The 21818-nt window shown below is 59.5% G+C and carries 13 protein-coding genes; 9 read left to right on the top strand and 4 right to left on the bottom strand.

The window, feature by feature from the left end:
* Positions 1-101: 101 nt before the first annotated feature.
* On the top strand, positions 102-5078 hold the full coding sequence (locus CKW18_RS13460; protein WP_095189249.1) for an NEL-type E3 ubiquitin ligase domain-containing protein: 4977 nt from the start codon (positions 102-104) through the stop codon (positions 5076-5078).
* A 26-nt stretch (positions 5079-5104) separates the two neighbouring features.
* On the opposite strand, the gene mnmC is transcribed toward CKW18_RS13460, so the two are convergent.
* Positions 5105-7084 carry a bifunctional tRNA (5-methylaminomethyl-2-thiouridine)(34)-methyltransferase MnmD/FAD-dependent 5-carboxymethylaminomethyl-2-thiouridine(34) oxidoreductase MnmC gene (mnmC, locus tag CKW18_RS13455; RefSeq protein WP_095189248.1) on the bottom strand — a complete coding sequence of 660 codons (1980 nt, stop codon included), beginning with the start codon at positions 7082-7084 and terminating at the stop codon, positions 5105-5107.
* Positions 7085-7256: 172 nt separating this feature from the next.
* Between mnmC and pap the strand changes: the two genes are divergently transcribed.
* Both pap and CKW18_RS13445 read left to right on the top strand, forming a co-directional pair.
* Positions 7257-8771, top strand: a complete 1515-nt coding sequence (gene pap / locus CKW18_RS13450; RefSeq protein WP_095189247.1) for a polyphosphate:AMP phosphotransferase — start codon at positions 7257-7259, stop codon at positions 8769-8771.
* A gap of 102 nt (positions 8772-8873) precedes the next feature.
* Positions 8874-10058, top strand: a complete 1185-nt coding sequence (locus CKW18_RS13445; protein ID WP_095189246.1) for a thiolase family protein — start codon at positions 8874-8876, stop codon at positions 10056-10058.
* Between the two features lie 112 nt (positions 10059-10170).
* Here the strand turns inward: CKW18_RS13445 and CKW18_RS13440 are convergent, their stop codons facing one another.
* Positions 10171-10365 (bottom strand): DUF6316 family protein, encoded by a 195-nt coding sequence (locus CKW18_RS13440; RefSeq protein ID WP_095189245.1) that lies wholly within the window; start codon positions 10363-10365, stop codon positions 10171-10173.
* 211 nt (positions 10366-10576) lie between these two features.
* Here CKW18_RS13440 and CKW18_RS13435 point away from each other — a divergent pair, with 211 nt between their 5' ends.
* Positions 10577-11536 carry a DMT family transporter gene (locus CKW18_RS13435; RefSeq protein ID WP_095189244.1) on the top strand — a complete coding sequence of 320 codons (960 nt, stop codon included), beginning with the start codon at positions 10577-10579 and terminating at the stop codon, positions 11534-11536.
* Between the two features lie 122 nt (positions 11537-11658).
* On the opposite strand, the gene CKW18_RS13430 is transcribed toward CKW18_RS13435, so the two are convergent.
* Positions 11659-13053: a class II fumarate hydratase gene (locus CKW18_RS13430; RefSeq protein ID WP_095189243.1), complete on the bottom strand. Its 1395-nt coding sequence runs from the start codon at positions 13051-13053 to the stop codon at positions 11659-11661.
* Between the two features lie 193 nt (positions 13054-13246).
* Here CKW18_RS13430 and CKW18_RS13425 point away from each other — a divergent pair, with 193 nt between their 5' ends.
* From CKW18_RS13425 to CKW18_RS13405, 5 genes are all read left to right on the top strand, one after another.
* Positions 13247-13768 carry a DUF2059 domain-containing protein gene (locus CKW18_RS13425; RefSeq protein ID WP_095189242.1) on the top strand — a complete coding sequence of 174 codons (522 nt, stop codon included), beginning with the start codon at positions 13247-13249 and terminating at the stop codon, positions 13766-13768.
* Between the two features lie 12 nt (positions 13769-13780).
* Positions 13781-14080, top strand: coding sequence for a BolA family transcriptional regulator (locus tag CKW18_RS13420; RefSeq protein WP_095189241.1), 300 nt, complete (start codon positions 13781-13783; stop codon positions 14078-14080).
* Positions 14081-14232: 152 nt separating this feature from the next.
* Positions 14233-15174 (top strand): rhodanese-related sulfurtransferase, encoded by a 942-nt coding sequence (locus CKW18_RS13415; RefSeq protein WP_095189240.1) that lies wholly within the window; start codon positions 14233-14235, stop codon positions 15172-15174.
* A gap of 35 nt (positions 15175-15209) precedes the next feature.
* A complete protein-coding gene (locus CKW18_RS13410) occupies positions 15210-15812 on the top strand; it encodes a DsbA family protein (RefSeq protein ID WP_170947248.1) in 603 nt (200 codons plus the stop codon).
* The gene (locus CKW18_RS13405) at positions 15805-17622 is read left to right on the top strand and encodes an ABC transporter ATP-binding protein (protein WP_095189238.1); all 1818 of its coding nucleotides are present in this window, start codon (positions 15805-15807) and stop codon (positions 17620-17622) included. Before CKW18_RS13410 ends, CKW18_RS13405 begins: the two co-directional genes overlap by 8 nt.
* Position 17623: 1 nt before the next feature.
* On the opposite strand, the gene CKW18_RS13400 is transcribed toward CKW18_RS13405, so the two are convergent.
* Positions 17624-21745, bottom strand: a complete 4122-nt coding sequence (locus CKW18_RS13400; protein ID WP_095189237.1) for a deaminase domain-containing protein — start codon at positions 21743-21745, stop codon at positions 17624-17626.
* Positions 21746-21818: the final 73 nt, after the last annotated feature.

The raw sequence follows: 21818 nt of genomic DNA, 5'->3' as shown, positions 1-21818 counted from the left end.
CTGCTCTGAACAGCGGAAAACCGTGCAGTTATTCGTATTTTTAATCAAAGCGCAGTATCGATAGGGTAAAGGCTCGAACCAGCAATAAAGGAATATTGCCGATGCCGACTGAAGAGAAAAAAGTACCCTCCGCGCCATTGACGCAGACACAGATGCTGGCTGCTTTTTTGCAGGCCACCGGCGATCTCGACACCGCCGAGGCCTTGCAAAAAAGCCTGCCGCCATGGCTGCTGAAAACGTCACCGGCCACGCTGGGAGCCGTCGACAAGACGGCTCGTGATCTCGACGCAATCAGAGAGAAAGTAGACGTCGAACTGAAGCGCTTGCAACCGATGAAAGCTTTCTGCATCAACGCTCTGAATACTGCGCTGAGCGAGAAGTGGCAGAACGTGGAGTTCGACGTCGAGCATGACCATCTGGAACTGCCCGGTGCCGATTGTGATTGTGCACCGGCCCCGGAAACGGCGGGAGTACAAAACCTGATCGCGACCACCCAGGCGGTCAACGCCACGACGCAGGCGGGCAGTGCCGCCGTTCAGACCGCGGCCGCCAAGGTCCCGACCGTTGAGACGGCTTCGGTTTCGCCAGCGCCGGGTGCGCCTTCTGCCCAAGCCAAACCGGCCCAAGTCAGCATTCCCCCGGCGACACAGTCACTGCTGGAAGCGGCGATGCAAAATTTCACCGCCGATGAAGAGACGGCGGACGGCTTTCCGGCTGGCAGCGTCGTCAGCGTCGACAGCGCGCCGCAAGGCATCGACGGGCTGACACCGCAGGCTTTCGCCAAAGTGTGTCGCACGCTGGATCTGGGCAAGCGCTACCAGGCACACTTCGAACAGGTTTTCGGGCTGCGCGACAAGGACGGCAACGCCGTTGTCGGTAGTCGTGTGAGCAAAGACATTGGCACCCTGAAGAAGCTGCAACTGCAATTGGATGTGAGCCTCGCTCTGGCGAAAAAACATATCACGCCAGCGGGTGGCGAGACTTTGCAGCGGCTGATCGACGCGAATGGTGTGGTCAGCGCGCAAACCCTGCATTACCGCAATCAGCCGTTGATCATGCAGGGTATCGAAATTCGAGACAGTTGCATCTGGGGCGTGGTGGTGTTTTCGCTGCGCTCGATCGAAACCCACCCCAACGAGTGGTGCCTGGTTTACATGCCTGGCGAGCCTGATCGACCGGTTTACGATTACCCCAGCTTCGCCTCGTTCAAGGAATACCTGACGCTGAAACTGAGTGTGAGACGCTACAAGGATTATTTCGCCAACAGCCTCGACGAAGACAACAAGGTCGACTTCTTCAAGGCGTACGCCGGCAAGCGCGATCTGGGCATCATCAAAGCGCTGCCGATCACCGTTTCGCTGGTTGATTTCATGGTGCAAAGCCATCTCGGCAAGCTGCAGATCGATGCGCGCAAGCTCGTCGTACCGACTACGGACGTGGATGAGGAGGCACGCAAAAAGCGACTGCTCAATTACCTCGAAGTCAGTGTGACTGTCGCTTCTCTGGCTGGGTTTTTTATCCCGGTACTCGGCCAGTTGATGATGGGCGTCGCTGTGGGGCAACTGCTGGGCGAAGTTTTTGAAGGCGTCGAGGACTGGGGACAGGGTGATCGACAGGAGGCTTTGGCGCACTTGCTCAGCGTGGCCGAGAACATTGTGCTGATGGGCGCCACGGCGGGCGGGCAGAAAATCATCGGGTCGCTGGTGAAAAAAACCGTGCGCGCGCACCCGGAGTTTTTTGCCGGGTTTGCGGCGATTCTCGATCCCGCCGGCAAGGCACGCTTGTGGCGCCCGCAACTGGCCGCCTATGCGCAATCAATGCCGCAGACTGCAACTGCGCTCATTGACGCCAAAGGCCTCTTTCACTTACGGGGCAAGACCTTTGGACGAATCGGCGATTTGCTGTACGCCGGTCAGCACTCCGCCGAATCGAAGACCTGGCGCCTTGAACATCCGACGCGCAAGACGGCCTTCGCGCCTGAGCTGCAGGAAGGGATTGAAGGAGGCTGGCGCCATCCGGCCGAAGAGGCCAGCCAATGGGCCGGTCCCGGCTACACGCTCAAACGTATTGATCCAACGCTGGCCAGCGTTGAGGACCTTCGTCTGGATATGATGCGCCGGCTCACGCAAACCCCCTATGACGAACTGCATCGTACGTTCGAGGAAAATTTGTCGCTGCCGCCGCGGTTACGCGACACCATCGAGCGTTTCAGTCTTGAACGCCGGGTGCGCGATTTTATCGCCGACATGCAGGCGGGAAATGCTCGAAGCACCCGCTATACCCAAGAGCAGCTGTATACCTTGCCCAAGCTCAAGCAATGGCCGACTGACCGCTACATCAAGGTCATCGACGACAACGAGCAGGTCATTGCAACCTACCCTGAAGTGCAGGCGCAGGACGATGCGCTCAGTGTCGTCGTCACTGAAGATCAGTTAAGCAGCGGCGAGTTGCTCAAGACTGTCGTCAAAGGGCTGTCGCAGAAGGAAGTGGCGGCTTTGCTAGGCGCAAACGTCGCCCGGGGCGAGCAGAGCATACAGTTGGCAAAAAAACTCGGCGCCGCCGTCAAAACCGATCAGCGGCCGTTGTTCGAGCAGCTCTATCAAACCTACGACCAAAGCGACGTCGACGAAGTCCTGAAACTGCGCAAGCTGTATCCCGATCTCCCCGTACGCTATGCGCAGGCATTGATTGACCGGGCGTCGAGCGTTCAGCGGACGTTGCTGCGAGACACCGGGCGGGTATCGATGGCACTTGCGCAATCGGTTCGCCCGGCCAGCCACAACATTCGCCTGGATCGAGCGCTGGCCGGTTTTTATCTGCCGGATATCGCCAATGGCGATACCGAGAAACTGGCGATCCAGATGCTGCCCCGCCTGGCTGGCTGGAGCTCCGATGTGCGATTGGAGCTGCATGAAGGCACGCTCAACGGAACGCTGTTGGAGGCGATCGGCGCAACATCGGCAACGCCACTCAATACCTGCAAACTAGTGAAATCCCCAAGCGGTTACGAAGCATTCGACGGTAACGGGCTCTCGTCGGGATTGGCGCCAGCGGGGCCGGACAGCTTGTACGAGGCGATTCTCAAGGCGCTCCCGCCCAGCAAACGCACTGCTGCCGGTTTTCCCGACCCGACGCCAAGTGACGGTGCGAGATTGCGCAAGCGATTACTGGAGACGGCGTTGGGCGAGCGTGAGCAAGGTGCGCGGATGGTGGCCGGTGGTGAGTTCGAGCCGGTGATCGCAGAGCCGAACTGTGTTCAGGCTGACCCACCCTTATTTTCTTCTCGCCATGGCCGGACCTTGCTGCGCAAGGTGCGCAAATTGTTTCCTTTATTTACCGAAGCGCAAGCCGAGGCGTTTCTCGACAACCTTGGTGACGACCCCGTGACACGTGCCAAGCGGGTCAAACAGTTGCGCCTCGATCTGCAGAGCTTGCGCGAAACATTGGGCACCTGGAGCGAACAAAAGGACGAAACAGCGGATGCGGCGCAAGTCCGCGAACAGTTCAAAAGCCGGCAGGAGACAGCTTTTCGGATTGAGGACTGTTTCCGCCGCCGAATTCTGTTGCCTGATGCTCAGGGCAGACCTGTTTGCGGCCTCAAGCTTGACGGCATGCGCGTCGGCAGTCTGCCGTCGCTGCCCGCCGAGGTCAGCTTCGAACATGTCCGAGAGCTGTCGCTGAAGAACATGCAGTTGGGCGATGACATTGGCGGGTTTTTAAAATTTTTCAAACAAGTCGAGACGCTGCAACTGGACGCCAATCAACTCACAGCGCTGCCCCAGGCCTTGTCGCTTATGCCCGAACTCAAATGGCTGAGCCTGGCCGACAACAGCATCAAACTCACCGAACAATCACTTGCGCAGCTGGCCGGCCTGCGCACGCTGTACAGCTTGAATCTCAGCGGAAATCGCCTGGGAGCCACGCCCGATGTCGGCAAGATGTTTGATCTGCGCTACCTGTCTCTGCGTAATACTCATGCCACGGAGCTGCCCAAAGGGCTTTCGCGCTTGCCCAATCTTGACCGCGTGGATCTGCGCAACAATGCCATCAAGCAATTGCCGGCCTGGTTGTTCGACACGCCCAGACAGTTCAGCGAGACGATCAACCTGCGCCATAACGAGCTGTCACAGGCCAGCAGTGATTTATTGACGGCATACCGTGACCGCACGGGTATCGGTATGGGCTACCTGGAAGACGATCTGGCGCGCCTGGATGAACAACAGGCACGCTCGCTCTGGTTCAAGGAGATCGCCGGCACCCAGTGGGCCCGTCGCGAACCGATCTGGACGGCGTTCAAGGATGAGCCGGCCGCCGAAGGGTTGTTCCATTTGCTGGCCGAGTTGGGCAGTACCGCTGACAGTGCCAGGGTCAACGAGGACATGACCCGTCGCGTCTGGGACGTGCTGGAAGCGGCTGAGTCCAATGCCACGTTGCGAGAACAGGTGCTGGACCTGGCCGCCAATCCGATCAACTGTACCGATTCGGCAGCGTTGAACTTCAGCCATCTGGAAGTCGCCGTCGAGGTCGATAAAGTGACCCGCGACGGCAGGGCATCGACGGCTGCATTGCTCAAATTGGGCCGCGGTTTGTTCAGGCTCGAAAAACTGGAACAGATCGCTCAGGAGCATGTGAAGCAAAATGCGAGTGTCGATCCGCTGGAGGTCAGTCTGGCTTACCGCACCGGGCTGGCAGAACATTATGAGTTGCCGGGCCAACCGCGACACATGCGCTTCGCGGCACTGAGCGGCGTGAAGGCGACGGATCTGGAATCGGCCAAAAGCCAGGTAGACGCTGCTGAAATGTCCGCCAAGTGGAAAGATTTCATCGTGCGTCAGCCCTTCTGGTGCGATCACCTGAAACGCAACGATCCCTCGAAGTTTTCCGCCATTGATGAAATCCATGCACCCAAAATACAAGCGCTGTTCGACAAGGCCGATACGCTGACAAGTGCCGAATACCGCAAGCAAATGGATGGATTAATGATGCACAAAGAGCAGGCTGAGAACGAGGTGTTCAGAAGCCTGACCACCGAAGCATTGCGTGTGGGGGATGTCGGGATCTGCGCGATTCCAAACTGATATGTCACCGGTGTCGGCGAGCGGATTTACTTGCCCCTGATCAACCGCCGCAAGGCAAAACGATTGGGGTGACACGCCTCAGCCACACTGCGCGGTAACGGCAGCGGTTCGTTGTCCAGCCAGGCGGCGAGCAGCTCGCCGGACAGCGGCGCAGTGATCAGCCCCCGTGAGCCATGGCCGCTGTTGACGTACATACCGTCGAGCCATGGGCAAGCGATGTCCGGCACCTGTCGGGCATCCTTGGCCAGTGCGGCATACGCCTGAGTGAAGGCTTCGCGGTCGGCCAGCGGGCCGACGATCGGCAGATAGTCCGGGCTGGTGCAGCGAAAAGCCGCACGGCCCTGAAGGTCTTCGACAGCCTGTTCGCTGATGTTCAGACGCGCGACCAGATCGCTGGAGATCTCTTCGAGCATTGCCAGATTGCCTTGGTGTTCGGCGCTGGTCGGGGTCAGGTCGTCGCTGTTGAAATCGAAGCTGGCGCCCAGCGTGTGCTCGCCCAGCCGTGCGGGTGCGACATACCCCTCGGCGCAGACCACCGTGGCCAATGCCTGACTTTGCGCGGTCTGGGCGAGGCGGGTGATCTGCCCGCGAATGCGCTTGAGTGGCAGCTCGGCGCTTTGCGCAAAGCGCTTGATCTCCGCAGCACCGGCCAGCACCACGACGGCGGCGCTGGCGAGCAAACGGTCGCCGTCGAAAGCCTGCCATTGGCCATCGACCTTGCGCAGCTCCAGCACGTCATGATGGCTGAGCAGCTCGATATTCGGCTGCGCGGCGTGTGCCTGGCACAGCGCCGGCGGGTGCACCCAGCCGCCCTCGGGATAGTACAGGCCACCATGGGCCAGGCCCACGCCGGCACGGGCCTGCGCTTGGGGTTGATCGAGCCACTGCAACAGGTCGTGCGGGAATGCCTCGGCCAACTGCGCGTGACGCTCGGCTTCTTTGCTGTTGAACGCCAGTTGCAGCACGCCGCAATCGTCCCAGTCGGTACCGCGCTGCAGGCTCTCGAGCAGGCGGCGGGTGTAACCAAAGCCGCTGACGATCAGTTGCGACAACGCCGTACCGTGAGCAGACAGTTTCAGGTACAACACGCCCTGCGGGTTGCCCGAGGCCTCTTGCGCCACGGCATCGTGGCGTTCGAGCAAACTCACTTGCCAGCCGCGCGCCGCGAGGCTCGCCGCGGTGGCACAACCGGCCAGACCGGCGCCGATCACCAAGGCCCGACGTTCACCGCTCAGCGGCGCTGGGCGCGCGAACCAGGGTTTCTCGGCGGCGGGTGGCGGCACTTCCTGGGGCCAGCCAAGGAACTCGCCACGCAGGATTTCCCATTTGTGGCCGATGCCTGGCGTGCGCTTCATCTTGAACCCGGCGGCGTTGAGCAGGCGCCGCACCCAACCGGTGCTGGTGAAGGTGCTGATGGTCGAGCCGGGCGCCGCCAGTCGGGCCAGTTCGACGAACAGTTCGGCGGTCCACATGTCGGGGTTTTTCGCCGGGGCAAAGCCGTCGAGAAACCACGCATCGATCTGCGCATCAAGCTGCGGCAGTTGCTCCAGGGCATCGCCGATCAGCAGCGTCAACGTCACACGACCATTGGCCAGGGTGATGCGCTGAAAGCCCTGATGAATCGCCACGTAGTGCTTGAGCAACTGATCGGCCAGCGGTTTGAGTTCTGGCCACAACGCCAACGCGCGTTGCAGGTCGGCCGGGCTTAACGGGTACTTTTCGACACTGACAAAATGCAGGCGCGCACCTGCCACCGCGTGTTGTTCGAACAGTTGCCAGGCGCAGAGAAAATTCAGCCCGGTGCCGAACCCGGTCTCACCGATGACCAACCGCCCACCCGCCGGCAACGCCGCGAAGCGCTCGGCCAGACGGTTTTGTTCAAGGAACACATAGCGGGTTTCATCCAGCCCCGACTGATCGGAAAAATACACGTCATCGAACACTCGCGAACGCGGGCGTCCCTGGTCATCCCAGTCGAGTTGGGCGTGGGGCAATACAGGTTTCATGGCAGGCTCGGCAACGACAAGGCGGCCATTCTAGCTGATCGCGCAGGTGCTGCTTGATCCATGGCAAGGCTTGCTCGCGATGTCTCAAGGACAATCCACCGCCCGCGGGAATTTCTGCGCCGCGCCTGTGCCCAATCCGCTAGTCTTGCTGAATTCTGGAAGGAGCCGTCCAATGTTTGAATCCGCTGAAATCGGTCACGCCATCGACAAAGACACCTACGAGGCCGCCGTTCCTGCGCTGCGTGAAGCACTGCTCGAAGCGCAGTTCGACTTGCAGCAGCAAAAGCGCTTTCCGGTGATCGTATTGATCAACGGCATCGAAGGTGCGGGCAAGGGCGAGACGGTCAAGTTGCTCAATGAGTGGATGGATCCGCGCCTGATCGAAGTGCGCACCTTCGACCAGCAGACCGATGAAGAGCTGGCGCGGCCACCGGCCTGGCGTTACTGGCGGATGCTCCCGGCGAAGGGACGGATGGGGGTGTTCTTCGGTAACTGGTACAGCCAGATGCTGCAAGGGCGGGTGCATGGATTGTTCAAGGATCCGCGCCTAGATCAGGCGATCAATGCTGCCGAGCGTCTGGAAAAGATGCTCTGCGATGAAGGCGCACTGATCTTCAAGTTCTGGTTCCACCTGTCCAAGAAACAGATGAAGGCCCGGCTCAAGTCTCTCGCGGATGACCCGCTGCACAGTTGGCGCATCAGCCCGCTGGACTGGCAGCAATCGCAAACCTACGACAAGTTCGTCAAATACGGTGAGCGCGTGCTGCGCCGTACCAGTCGTGACTACGCGCCGTGGCATGTCATTGAAGGCATGGACGCCAATTACCGCAGCCTGGCGGTCGGCAAGATTCTGCTTGAGGGCCTGCAAAACGCCCTGAAGCGTCCGGATGTGCACACCGAAGAGGTCAACGCTGCGCCACTGGGCACGGCGGTCGATCAACTCAACCTGCTCGACAGCCTCGACCTGACCCAGCGCCTGGAAAAGAAAGATTACGAAGAACAACTGATCACCGAGCAGGCGCGGCTGTCCGGGCTGATGCGCGACAAGCGCATGCGTCGCCACGCGCTGGTTGCAGTGTTCGAAGGGAACGATGCGGCAGGCAAGGGCGGGGCGATTCGCCGGGTAGCGGCAGCCCTCGATCCGCGCCAGTACAGCATCGTGCCGATCGCCGCGCCGACCGAGGAGGAGCGGGCGCAGCCGTACTTGTGGCGTTTCTGGCGGCACCTGCCGGCGCGGGGCAAGTTCACCGTGTTTGACCGCTCCTGGTATGGCCGCGTGCTGGTGGAACGTATCGAAGGCTTTTGCAGCCCGGCCGACTGGCTGCGCGCGTACAGCGAAATCAATGACTTTGAAGAGCAGATCGCCGACGCCGGGGTGATCGTGGTCAAGTTCTGGCTGGCCATCGACAAGGACACGCAGATCGAGCGTTTCCAGGCGCGCGAAGAGATCCCCTTCAAGCGCTTCAAGATCACCGAAGACGACTGGCGCAACCGCGACAAGTGGGATGCCTATCGGACGGCGGTGGGCGACATGGTCGATCGCACCAGCACCGAAATCTCGCCGTGGACGCTGGTCGAAGCCAACGACAAACGCTGGGCCCGGGTCAAGGTGTTGCGCACCATCAACCGCGCGCTGGAAGAGGCGTTCGAGAAGTCGGACAAGAAGGCCAAAAAGCACAAGGACTGAGCCGATGGGCACGCATACGCGGGGTGAATGATTGTCGCGGTCGGTCATTTGGTGGGCTTATGCTCGAACCACTCTCAACCGACAACAACAACGAGGTATGCCATGCGTGAAGTGGTGATCGTCGACAGCGTCCGGACCGGCCTGGCCAAATCCTTTCGCGGCAAGTTCAACCAGACCCGCCCCGACGACATGGCGGCGCATTGCGTCAATGCGCTGCTGTCGCGCAATGACATCGACCCGGCCAGCGTCGAGGATTGCATCGTCGGTGCCGGCTCCAACGAGGGCGCGCAGGGCTACAACATTGGCCGTAACGTCGCAGTGCTTTCGCCACTGGGCACTGGCGTTGCAGGGATGACCCTCAACCGCTTCTGTTCCTCGGGCTTGCAGGCCATTGCGATTGCCGCTAACCAGATCGCCTCGGGGTGCAGCGACATCATCGTCGCCGGCGGCGTCGAGTCGATCAGTCTGACCCTGAAAAGCGTCAACACCGATCACCTGATCAACCCGCTGCTCAAGCAGCAGACCCCGGGTATCTATTACACGATGGGCCAGACCGCTGAAGTGGTCGCGCGACGTTATGGCGTCAGCCGTGAAGCGCAGGATCGTTATTCCCTGCAAAGTCAGTTGCGCACCGCCCAGGCGCAGGCCGCCGGGTTGTTTGATGACGAAATCGTGCCGATGGCGGTGAAGTACCGGGTCGAGGACAAAAACAGCGGCGAAGTGCAGATCCTCGACGGCATCGTCGAGCGCGACGACTGCAACCGTCCTGACACCACTTACGAAAGCCTCGCCGGATTGAAACCGGTGTTTGCCGACGACGGTTCGGTAACGGCGGGCAACTCGTCGCAACTGTCCGACGGTGCGTCGATGACGCTGGTCATGAGCCTGGAAAAAGCCCTGCAACTGGGGCTCAAGCCGAAAGCGTTTTTCCGTGGTTTCACCGTCGCCGGTTGCGCGCCGGACGAAATGGGCATCGGCCCGGTGTTCTCGGTGCCGAAACTGCTCAAGGCCAAGGGCCTGCAAGTGGCGGATATTGATTTGTGGGAACTCAACGAGGCGTTCGCTTCGCAGTGCCTGTACGCCCGGGATCGGCTAGAGATCGATAATGACAAATACAACGTCAATGGCGGGTCGATTTCCATTGGCCACCCGTTCGGCATGACCGGATCGCGGCAGGTCGGGCATCTGGTGAGGGAGTTGCAGCGGCGCAATCTGCGTTACGGCATCGTCACCATGTGCGTGGGCGGCGGGATGGGGGCGACGGGGTTGTTTGAGGCGGTACGCTAGGCTCCAAAGAGTTTGTTGTTCGTTCTAGCGCTTTCGCGAGCAGGCTCGCTCCCACATTTGGAATGCATTTCAACTGTGGGAGCGAGCCTGCTCGCGAAGGAAGCACCGCGGTTTATCTGTTGGAATCCATAACCTGCATCCGCGCGATATAAGCCTTTATCTCCTGCTCGGCTTTCTCATGACTGTCAAACGGCCCTTCAAGGGTATTTTCCCGAGTGCTGAAAAACAGTTCGCCATTGACCCGGCACACCCGGTCGCTGCGAAAGTGCGTGGCGGGGGCGGGATCCTGGCGGCGCATGCCTAACATGGTCGGTCTCCTTTTTGTGATGCGCTGAAACGGATCCAATGAGCTTATGCCTGAAGCACTTGGGATGCCTGCCCAGCCGATCAACGGCGCATCGTCAATTTAATGCTGCGACCTGCACAGTTTCATTCACGGCGTGTCCCGAACTGTCCCTGTGTCGCGTCCTGCACTGCGCCTAGAATGATCGCTCTTGTCAGCAGGCTTCGGGGTTCGCATGCATATTTCATCGGGTCGCTGGGTGTACGGCTTGTTCCTGGCGCTGCTGACGGCGTTTCTGTGGGGCATCCTGCCGATCAAACTCAAACAGGTGTTGCTGGTGATGGACCCGGTCACGGTGACCTGGTTTCGCCTGCTGGTGTCCGGCGGTTGCCTGTTCATTTATCTGGCGTCGACCAAACGCCTGCCGAGCCGCAAAGTGCTCGGCCCCAAGGGTGGCTGGCTGGTGCTGATGGCGGTGCTCGGGCTGGTGGGGAACTACGTGCTGTATCTGATGGGGCTCAACCTGTTGAGCCCCGGCACCGCGCAACTGGTGGTGCAGATGGGGCCGATCATGTTGCTGATCGCCAGCCTGTTCGTATTCAAGGAGCGTTTCAGCATCGGCCAGGGCATGGGGCTGGCGGTGCTGTTGATCGGTTTTGTGTTGTTCTTCAATCAGCGGCTGGCGGAGTTGCTGACCTCGCTCTCGGATTACACCGCCGGCGTGCTGCTGGTGTTGTTGGCATCGACGGTCTGGACGTTTTACGCGCTTGGGCAGAAGCAATTGCTGACGGTGTGGAATTCGTTGCAGGTGATGATGGTGATTTATCTGTTCTGCGCGTTGTTGCTGACGCCGTGGGTGCATCCGCTTGAAGCGTTGCAGTTGAGTCCGCTGCAGGGCTGGCTGCTGTTGGCGTGCTGCATGAACACCCTGATCGCTTACGGTGCGTTCGCCGAGGCGCTGGCGCACTGGGAGGCATCGCGGGTCAGTGCGACGCTGGCGATTACGCCGCTGGTGACGTTTGGCGCGGTGGCGATTGCCGCCGGAGTCTGGCCGGAGTATGTGCATGCCGAGCAGATCAATGGCCTGGGTTATGGCGGGGCGGTGCTGGTGGTGCTGGGGTCGGCGCTGGTGGCGTTGGGGCCGTCGTTGATTGCCGGGTTGAAGGCGCGGCGCATGCGTATGGCAGCAGGTTAACCGCGTCATCGTTCTTCGCGAGCAAGCCCGCTCCCACATTTGACCGCAATCCCATGAGAGGAATGCATTCGAATGTGGGAGCGGGCTTGCTCGCGAAGACTGACTTTCAGTCGCTACAAACCTCAGCCCTTGGCGCCAGCCTCGATCATGTTCTCCGGCCGCACCCACGCATCAAACTGTTCATCGGTCAGATACCCCAGCTGCAGCGCCGCTTCTCGCAAGGTCAGGCCTTCGCTGTAAGCCTTCTTGGCGATTTCCGCCGATTTGTCGTAACCGATGTGCGGGTTCAGCGCGGTCACCAGCATCAGCCCGCGTTCCAGATGTTTGGCCATGACTTCGGCGTCTGGCTCAAGACCGGCAATGCAATGCTGCTGGAAGTTGCTGCAGCCATCGCCGAGCAGGCGGATCGATTGCAGCAGGTTGTGGATGATCACCGGTTTATAGACGTTCAACTGCAAGTGACCCTGGCTCGCGGCAATGCCGATTGCCACGTCGTTGCCCAGCACCTGGCAGGCGAGCATCGACAGCGCTTCGCACTGGGTCGGGTTGACCTTGCCGGGCATGATCGAGCTGCCTGGTTCGTTGGCTGGCAGCCTTACTTCGGCAAAACCCGCACGCGGGCCAGAACCCAGCAGACGCAGGTCGTTGGCGATTTTCATCAATGCCACGGCGAGGGTCTTCAGGGCGCCGGACAGACTGGTCAGCGGCTCATGCCCGGCCAGCGCGGCGAACTTGTTTGGCGCGGTGACAAACGGCAGGCCGGACAACGCCGCCAGTTCCGCCGCAATCGCCTCACCGAAGCCATGCGGTGAATTCAGTCCGGTACCGACCGCAGTGCCGCCCTGCGCCAGTTCACACACCGCCGGCAGTGCAGCACGGATCGCTCGCTCGGCGTAATCCAGCTGCGCGATGAAGCCGGACAGCTCCTGACCGAAGGTGATCGGGGTGGCGTCCATCATGTGCGTGCGCCCGGTTTTCACCAGTTTCATGTGCCGCGCGGCGAGTTCGGCCAGGCCGCCGGACAGCTCGGCAATCGCCGGCAGCAGTTGTTCCTGCACGGCTTTGACCGTGGCGATGCTCATGGCGGTGGGGAAGCAGTCGTTGGAGCTCTGCGAGCGGTTGACATGATCGTTCGGGTGCACCGGCGTTTTGCCGCCGCGCGGGCTGCCGGCCAGTTCGTTGGCGCGACCGGCGATCACTTCGTTGACGTTCATGTTGCTCTGGGTGCCGCTGCCGGTCTGCCAGACCACCAGTGGGAACTGGTCATCGTGCTGGCCGTCGAGCACTTCGTCGGCAGCTTGTTCGATCAGGCGGGCGATGTCGGCGGGCAGGTCGCCATTGCGGTCGTTGACCCGGGCGGCGGCTTTCTTGATCAGGGCCAGGGCGTGCAGTACCGGCAGCGGCATGCGTTCCTGGCCAATGGCGAAGTTGATCAGCGAGCGTTGCGTCTGAGCACCCCAGTAGGCGTCGTCCGGGACTTCGATCTGGCCCAGGCTGTCGGTTTCGATACGGCTCATCGTGCACACTCCTGTTGGTCTGTTTGCGCTGGTTAGGCCAGGTCTGGCCCAGGTGGTTCCATCAATCCGATTGTTGACCGGTCAAACCCCGCCAATCAAGCGCGGCAAGGCTCGGGGGTTGAGCCATAGCGTTTGTTAGGCGCAGAATGGTCGCCCTTGGGGTTTTACCTCGTTAGCTAGAAAAGGAAACTCGATGACTCGTCTTCGTGCCATCTGTACCGCGGTTGCACTGGTTTGCGCCAGCGGCCAGGTGCTTGCCGATACCGCCAGCCACAATGCCAGTGCCGAAGCTTTCCTGACCCTGGCGCACGCTGACAAACTGGGCACTCCGGTGTACATGCAAGTGCAGCAAATGTTTGCTCAGCGTTTTGAGCAGACCAAAGCCCCGGAATCCAAGAAAGCCACGCTGGAAACCTACCAGGCCAAGGCCAACGCCGCCCTGGATCAGGCCATCGGCTGGAACAAGCTCAAGCCCGACATGGTCAAGCTCTACACCAGCAACTTCAGCGAATCGGAGCTCAAAGACCTGGTCGCTTTCTACAAGTCGCCACTGGGCAAGAAAGTCCTGGAAAAAATGCCGCAGCTGACTCAGCAATCGGCTCAGATGACCCAGGCCAAACTGGAAAGCGCGGTACCGGTAGTCAACAAGCTGCTGGAAGACATGACCAACGAGCTGGCCCCGAAAGGCGCTGCTCCGGCCAAGAAAAAGCCGTAAGCGGAGTTCGTGATGACCATGCAACAACGCATTGAATCGACGCTGGCGCTGCTTCAGCCCGAACACCTGCAAGTGCTGGATGAAAGCCACATGCACAGTCGCGGGTTACAGACCCACTACAAGGCTGTGGTGGTCAGCGCGCAGTTCGACGGCCTGAACCGGGTCAAGCGCCACCAGAAAGTCTACGGCACGCTCGGCGACCTGATGGGCGAGTTCCATGCGTTGGCGCTGCACACCTACACCCCGCAGGAATGGGCAGAGATCGGCGCCGCTCCGGCGTCGCCGACCTGTGCTGGCGGTAGCAAACATTAAGATCAAAAGATCGCAGCCTGCGGCAGCTCCTACAGGTGGCTGCCGCAGAGGGTGATGTTTTTTGCTAGAATCCGCAACGCGCCGCTTACCCGGCGCGTTTTTTTTCGTATCCGGTTCACCCTTTGCGAGGGTAGCCACCTGGAGAAATACCCATGACACAACCGATTGTCGTGGCGGCACTGTATAAGTTCGTCACCCTCGAAGATTACGTCAACCTGCGCGAGCCGCTGCTGCAAGCGATGGTCGACAACGGCATCAAAGGCACCCTGCTGATCGCCGAAGAAGGCATCAACGGCACGGTTTCCGGCACGCGCGAAGGCATCGATGGCCTGCTCGCCTGGCTCAAGAACGATCCGCGCATGATCGACATCGATCACAAAGAGTCGTACTGCGACGAGCAGCCGTTTTACCGCACCAAAGTCAAACTCAAGAAAGAGATCGTCACCCTCGGTGTCGAAGGCGTCGACCCGAACAAAAAGGTCGGCACCTACGTTGATCCGCAAGACTGGAACGCGTTGATCAGCGACCCTGAAGTGCTGTTGATCGACACGCGCAACGATTACGAAGTGTCGATCGGCACCTTCGAAGGCGCTATCGATCCGAAAACCACCAGTTTTCGCGAATTTCCCGACTACATCAAAGAACACTTCGACCCGGCCGTGCACAAGAAGGTCGCGATGTTTTGCACCGGCGGCATCCGCTGCGAGAAGGCCTCGAGCTACATGCTGGGCGAGGGTTTCGAAGAGGTTTACCACCTCAAGGGCGGCATTCTGAAATACCTCGAAGAGGTGCCGCAGGAAGAAACCAAGTGGCAGGGTGACTGCTTTGTGTTCGACAACCGTGTGACTGTGCGTCACGACCTCAGCGAAGGCGACTACGATCAATGTCATGCCTGCCGCACACCGGTCAGCGTTGAAGATCGCACCTCCGAGCATTACGTGGCTGGCGTCAGTTGCCCGCACTGCTGGGACACGCTGAGCGAGAAAACCCGCCGCAGCGCCATCGATCGGCAGAAGCAGATCGAACTGGCCAAGGCGCGCAATCAGCCGCATCCGATCGGCTACAACTACAAGCAAGCATCCTCCGAGGCTTAACCATGTCTGCGCGCCTGCTCTATGTGATGGATCCGATGTGTTCCTGGTGCTGGGGGTTTGCTCCGGTGGCCAAGGCACTGGTTGAGCAGGCGCAAGCAGCCGGGGTCGAGCTGCATCTGGTGGTCGGCGGCTTGCGCACCGGCAGCGGCGCTTCGCTGGAGCCGACCACTCGACGTTACATTCTCGAACACTGGCAAGCGGTCACCGAGGCCACAGGCCAAGCGTTCAAGTTTGAGGGGGCGTTGCCTGACGGTTTCGTCTATGACACCGAGCCTGCCTGCCGCGCGATCGTCACCGCACGCAGCCTGGCGCCGGATTGCGCGTGGAAACTGGTCGGGCTGATCCAGCAGGCGTTTTACGCTGAAGGTCGCGATGTCACCCAGGCCAGCGTGTTGGTCGAGCTGGCAGAACAGGCGGGTGTACCGCGCATCGAATTTGCCGCGTTGTTCGATCATGCTGATCAACACAAAGCCACTCAGGCCGATTTCAGCTGGGTGCAGGACCTCGGCATCGCCGGTTTCCCGACCTTGCTCGCCGAACGCAATGGCCAACTTGCGCTCTTGACCAACGGCTATCAGCCGCTCAGCGAACTGTCGCCATTGCTCGGCCGATGGCTGGAGCGCGCGGCCTGTGTCTGACCCGGCCGATGACACGCCAGCCGTCAAGCGCGTCGACCGGCTGAGCTGGGCAGAAGTCCGGCGTCTGGCACTGCATCACAAAAAATCCCTGTGGATCGCCAACGGCGTGGCCGTGCTGGCGACGCTTTGCAGTGTGCCGATTCCGTTGTTGCTGCCATTGCTGGTGGACGAAGTCCTGCTCGGCCATGGCGATGCGGCGCTGAAAATCATGAACCATGTGTTGCCGACGATGTGGCAGCAAGCAGCGGGTTATATAGGCCTGATGCTGGTGGTGACGTTGACCCTGCGTTGCAGTTCATTGTGTTTTGGAGTGTTGCAGTCGCGGCTGTTTGCGCGGCTGGCCAAGGACATCGTCTATCGCATTCGGGTGCGCCTGATCGAGCGCCTGAAACGGATTTCCCTCGCTGAATACGAAAGTCTGGGCAGCGGCACGGTCACCACGCATCTGGTCACGGATCTGGACACCCTCGACAAATTCGTCGGTGAAACCCTCAGCCGGTTTCTGGTGGCGATGCTGACACTGGTCGGCACCGCGAGCATCCTGATGTGGATGCACTGGAAACTGGCGCTGCTGATCCTGTTGTTCAATCCGCTGGTGATCTACGCCACGGTGCAGTTGGGCAAACGCGTCAAACACCTGAAGAGGCTGGAGAACGACAGCACGGCGCGCTTCACTCAGGCATTGAGCGAAACGCTCGATTCGATTCAGGAAGTGCGCGCGGGCAACCGTCAGGGTTATTTCCTCGGCAGGCTCGGTTTGCGCGCGCAGGAAGTGCGTAACTACGCGGTCAATTCGCAGTGGAAAACCGACGCCTCCAATCGCGCCAGTGGCTTGCTTTTTCAGTTCGGCATCGACATCTTCCGCGCGGCGGCAATGCTCACCGTGCTGTTCTCCGACCTGTCGATCGGCCAGATGCTCGCGGTGTTCAGTTACCTGTGGTTCATGATCGGCCCGGTGGAACAATTGCTCAATCTGCAATACGCCTACTACGCGGCGGGGGGCGCATTGGCGCGGATCAACGAATTGCTGGCGCGGGCCGATGAGCCGCAGTATCCGGGCGGTGTCGATCCGTTCAAGGGCCGCGAAACCGTGGGCATCGAGGTGCAAGGCCTGTGCTTCGGTTATGGCGATGAACTGGTGCTGGATCAACTGAAGCTGTCCATTGCTCCCGGCGAAAAAGTTGCCATCGTCGGTGCCAGTGGCGGCGGCAAAAGTACCTTGGTGCAATTGCTGCTGGGCCTGTATACGCCGTTGGCCGGGACCATCCGCTTCGGTGGTTCGACCCAAGAGGAAATCGGCCTGGAGACGATCCGCGAGAACGTTGCCGTGGTGCTGCAGCATCCCGCGCTGTTCAACGACACCGTGCGCGCCAACCTGACCATGGGCCGCACCCGCAGTGACGAAGCTTGTTGGCAGGCACTGGAAATCGCCCAGCTCGACGCCACCATCCGTGCGTTGCCGCAAGGCCTGGACAGCATCGTCGGGCGTTCCGGCGTGCGTCTGTCTGGCGGCCAGCGCCAACGGCTGGCAATTGCGCGGATGATCCTCGCCGAACCGAAAGTGGTGATCCTCGATGAAGCCACCTCGGCCCTCGATGCCGCCACTGAATACAACCTGCATCAAGCGATGGCGCGGTTCTTGAGTGGCCGTACCACGCTGATCATTGCTCACCGTTTGTCAGCGGTGAAGCAGGCGGACCGGGTGCTGGTATTCGATGGCGGGCAAGTGGCCGAGGATGGCGATCACCAGCAACTGATTGCCGATGGCGGCTTGTACGCCAAGCTTTATGGGCATTTGCAGCGGATGTAAGTCATCCCCACAACACCTTCAACCCATCCACTGCTCCGTCATAAGCAAATTCTTTGAGAACTACCGCGCAGCTGTTGCACGGCGACAGGGTAGTGGCCACGTCAATCGACTTGATCATTTTGTTGTCCGGGTACTTTTGCCGGAGCACGCTGATCAGCTTGGCTTCGCTGTCCAGTGAAGTCGGTCGGCTGGTGAGTTTCGCGGTATAGGCATTGACGTCCTTTATCGTATGCGGGATGGCCAGAAGCTTTCCGTCAGGCGAGACGTTTAGCGATGTCCTGGCGAATGTCTGGCCGGCATCGACGTTGAAGTAAGTGATGTCGTTGACGTTGATGCTGTCCGAACGGCCCAATTGTTCGAACAAGGGCAATTTCCCGGTCAGCCCTTGCCCGCCTGAAACGCTGACATAAACCTCGCGCTTGCCGGTCGAGGTCACAATGTCGGCATAGGCGATATTTCTGGGGTTTTCGGTTTGAAATTTCCGCGGCAGCAGTCGTTGAAGTTTTAGCATCGACTGATTGATTTTCAGATCACTGTTCGCCGTCACGTTGACGACTTTCTCGGTGAATAAGGTATCGAAGATTTCTGCGGTTTTCTTGCGCAAGGCTTCTGGAGCGTCCTTGCTGCGGGACCAGGACGCCGCTCCGGTCTCAAGTTTGCTGACAATCATGCGTGTGGAATGATCGAACATCACCGCTTCTGCCGGAGTGGTGTCGACCTTGAGCAGTTTGAGCGTATCCGGCGGTGTGATATGGCCGCCGATGGGAATGGCTATTTCATCCATGGTTTTCAACGCGTGTTCGATTTGTTCAACCCCGTGGATGCGGGCGATGTTATTGGCATTGAGCGATCCGGTATAAACCGTTTTCAATTCCTCTACCAAGTCTGAGCTGACAGCCCTGTTCAATGTAAAGCTATCGGGAATAGCAACTGCAGGGCGTTCGTTGATATAAAAGTCGCCATCGCTCAGTCGGGTAAAGACATAGTGTTTTGAGTTGTCTTTCGCCGTCACGAGGATCGCACCCACTTCCAGGGTATCGAACTTACCCCCCTGTTCGTAGGGCAGGTTGACCTTGATTCGAGCAAAAATGCCTTGTTGTAATTGCAGTGAGGCATCGAGCGACTTGTAGCGTTTGATGGCGCTTGTCCACAACGGTTGTTTGCGGATGGCCGGGCTATAAATAATGTCACCAAACCAGGGGGCCCAGCCTTTTGTTTCATCGATAGGGTTTTCTGGCAGTGGGGCCGGATCTCGGGTGACATAAACGGTTTTGCAAACGGCGTCCGGAGCACGGCGCACCCGGCACGGCGGGGCTTTGAACCGTGCCTGATCATTGATCATGTCGGCGCGGCGCAGTTGATTGCCATCCAGTCGATAGGGCGTGCCATCAATCAGCATTGTGGTGCTGCCATCGACTTCAAGCAGGTCGTGAATACGGGCGTGTTCTGGAACCTCTGTCACCACGCGGGACTGGTCAAGAGGCTGGGTCTTGAAGGTTGACCGGCCTTGCACAAAGTTTTTGCCGTGGCGGCTCAGGCGGGGGCCGTAGGGTAGAGACGTTACAGGATCCACCAAGTGAAAGCGCTGAAGGTCCACAGTGCTGGTATTGCGCACCAGCACATCGTCGATGCCGTTGATCGTTGCCAGTTGATCACCTGGGGTCAGCGGCCTCCAGCGCCCGGGATCGACGGCCTGGGGCAGGTTGTGATTGAGCCGGTAACTGTCGGTGTGTGCCAGTTTTCTGAATGGGCGAATACCCAGCTGGCTAGTGATTTTCAGGCCCTTCCAGGCGCCATTGCCCAACATCTTCAGCAACGGCCGGACGCCGCCCAGTGGGTTGAGATTTTTCAACGAGCTGATCAGCAGGTTACTCGCCAGCTTTGAAAACGCAGGCAGGCTGGCTTTGAGTGCAAGGTGCGAGGCTCCGGTGGCCACCCTGATCAAACGCACGCACCCTGAGAGGAATTTGCCGATGGGTAACACGAAGCCAACGACTTCCAGACCCAGCCCGATGCTGCCCCTGATTATCCTGAAAGTATCGCCCGATGCGATGTCCTCTATGTTGCTCCAGAACGGCACTGTTTGTTTGACCCGCTCCATGGCCAACTCTTTAAGAAGCACAATCGGCTCTGGTCGGTCGCGCAGGGTGTCAAATGTGGTTATGCCGCGAGCGCGGGCATGTAATGCCTTTTCGTCTACGTAGAGGAAATTCGACGCGATGTAGTCGGCCACGGTGTCGAGTCGCGGCAGTGGGGGCGTTACTTCAGGTTGCGCAGGCGCGGCGTCAGGTACTTCGCCTAGGCTGGACAGGATCGCTACGCAATACGCGCCTTCGACAGGTGGCTTTCCATCCAGGTGCGCGGACCAGTCCAGCCGCAACGACATGCTGAGATCAAGCGCAGTTGATTGCCCCGGAACAGGCGTGTGAAACGCAATATCCTCGACTACACCGTCGGATGTATGGGTCACCCGCAAGGTGGGTCGGCAACGAATGAAACCAGCGCTGGGGATGAGTTCGTAGTAGGTGATTTTCTCACCCTGAATAACCTGTAGCACAAAACCTTTCCTTGCCCGGACCTGCTCCTTGTCTTTGGATTTCTTCGAAAGCAGGCTCAGTACGCGCACTTTGCCCTGCTCCAGCGCCTGACGGTCGGCCAGTGGCAGTGAGTTCAGCAGGCTGCTAATCAGGGTTTTATAGGCGTTGCGGATACTTGAAAGGTGTTTTTTGAAGTCGCTTTCAAACTGATTGTTGATTTCCGGCAACGTGTTTTGCCTGCCGTAAAAAAACTGCTGCCGGTAAACGCCTGATAGGTCTTTGCGCTGCGACTGAACGCCGCGCTGGTGGTCGACGCTGATCCAGTGGTCGGTGCGTGTCTTGCCATCGGCAGCGGTGACAAACCATTTTTTTCCACTGTCGAACTGCCCGTCGGCATACACATCGAGGAAGGCGTGCCCCGGCACTTTGAATGAGGGGCTGTCCATGAACCGATTGCTGTCGTGCTCGTCAGCCAGTAATTTGCGCCCGTCCGATTCGAAGGCTGCCGCACCGAACAGACGATCTTTAGCCTCTTTGGCCATGTTCATTCTGTCAGGGCACGGTAGTGTCAGTGCGAGCACCGCCTGCGTCAGGCGTTCGTTGTGACTGTCCAGCGCGGTGATCGCCACCTGCATATCATTCTGGTCGTAATCGAATGTGGGGCGTGATTGAACGATACCTTTGCAGATCGCCCACTCCAGTGCCGGTATCAAGCGCAGTCGAGCAATGTCTTGCAGTTGTTCGGGGGATGCATCGGTACTGCGTTTGAGCGGCAGATCGACTAATTGCTGAAAGGACAGCGGTTGCGATCGATCCTCGTCGGGCTCATCCGCCAGGAGCACGCCGTGCATGAAGTTCACCCACACGAGCGAACTTTTGTAGGGCAGCTCGGCCGGTATGTCGCGCACGGCGAAGTCTTTGGAAAGGCGGGTTTCGTAGACTCGGGCGAGCAGGATTGCTTCTTTGCGGTTGGCAACCCTTTGGGTGTCCAGCAGGTGTTGTTCAAAATCGGCGCGTAGCGTCTGGTAGCTTTTGCCCCAGTGGGCCGGGTCGTCCCAGCGGAATCCGGCGACTTCCTGTGGCTCATCCGCCGAGGGGGCGTGCAAATAAAGGCAGATCGCTTTGCATGCCAGTTGATGGCGTACCGATGCCGGTGCTTTCTCGCCGACGCGCGCGCCGTACCACTTGAGGGTTTTCAGCAGGCGCTCTGTCAGGTCCTCGGTACTGGCCGCACTCAGTACCTTCTGCAGGAATACGGAAGGCGTCGCACGCAGTTCATCCGCCGAGGCAGAGGCGAGCACCGAAGCGCCGAGATGGCCGATCAATGAAGGTTTGCCAGCCAGAAAGGTACGTACGGTTTCGATGATTTGCCAATGGATGCGTTTGCGCTTGAGGTCGTCGACAGTGAGGTTTTGCACAAGATCGGGCGTTTTGCGTTGCAATGCTTTGAATCGCCTTCGATCCTGAGCGTTAGGAGGCTGGACGAATTCTTCGATGTTCGGGCTGTCGTCAAGTCCGAGCGCCTGGGTGGCGCGAAACTCGGCGATGACCGGTGTGTCGGATAACGTTATAGGTGTATCGGTCATATCGCACTCCTTCGTAAGAGTCCCCAAATGGGTTCGGGGAGTCGGAATGCTCAGTAAATCGGTGTTGAAACCA

This window comes from Pseudomonas sp. Irchel 3E19 (assembly GCF_900187585.1).
Taxonomy (GTDB): domain Bacteria; phylum Pseudomonadota; class Gammaproteobacteria; order Pseudomonadales; family Pseudomonadaceae; genus Aquipseudomonas; species Aquipseudomonas baetica.
The sequence above is the reverse complement of the archived record's forward strand: the minus strand, read 5'-3'. Positions and strand labels throughout refer to the sequence as shown.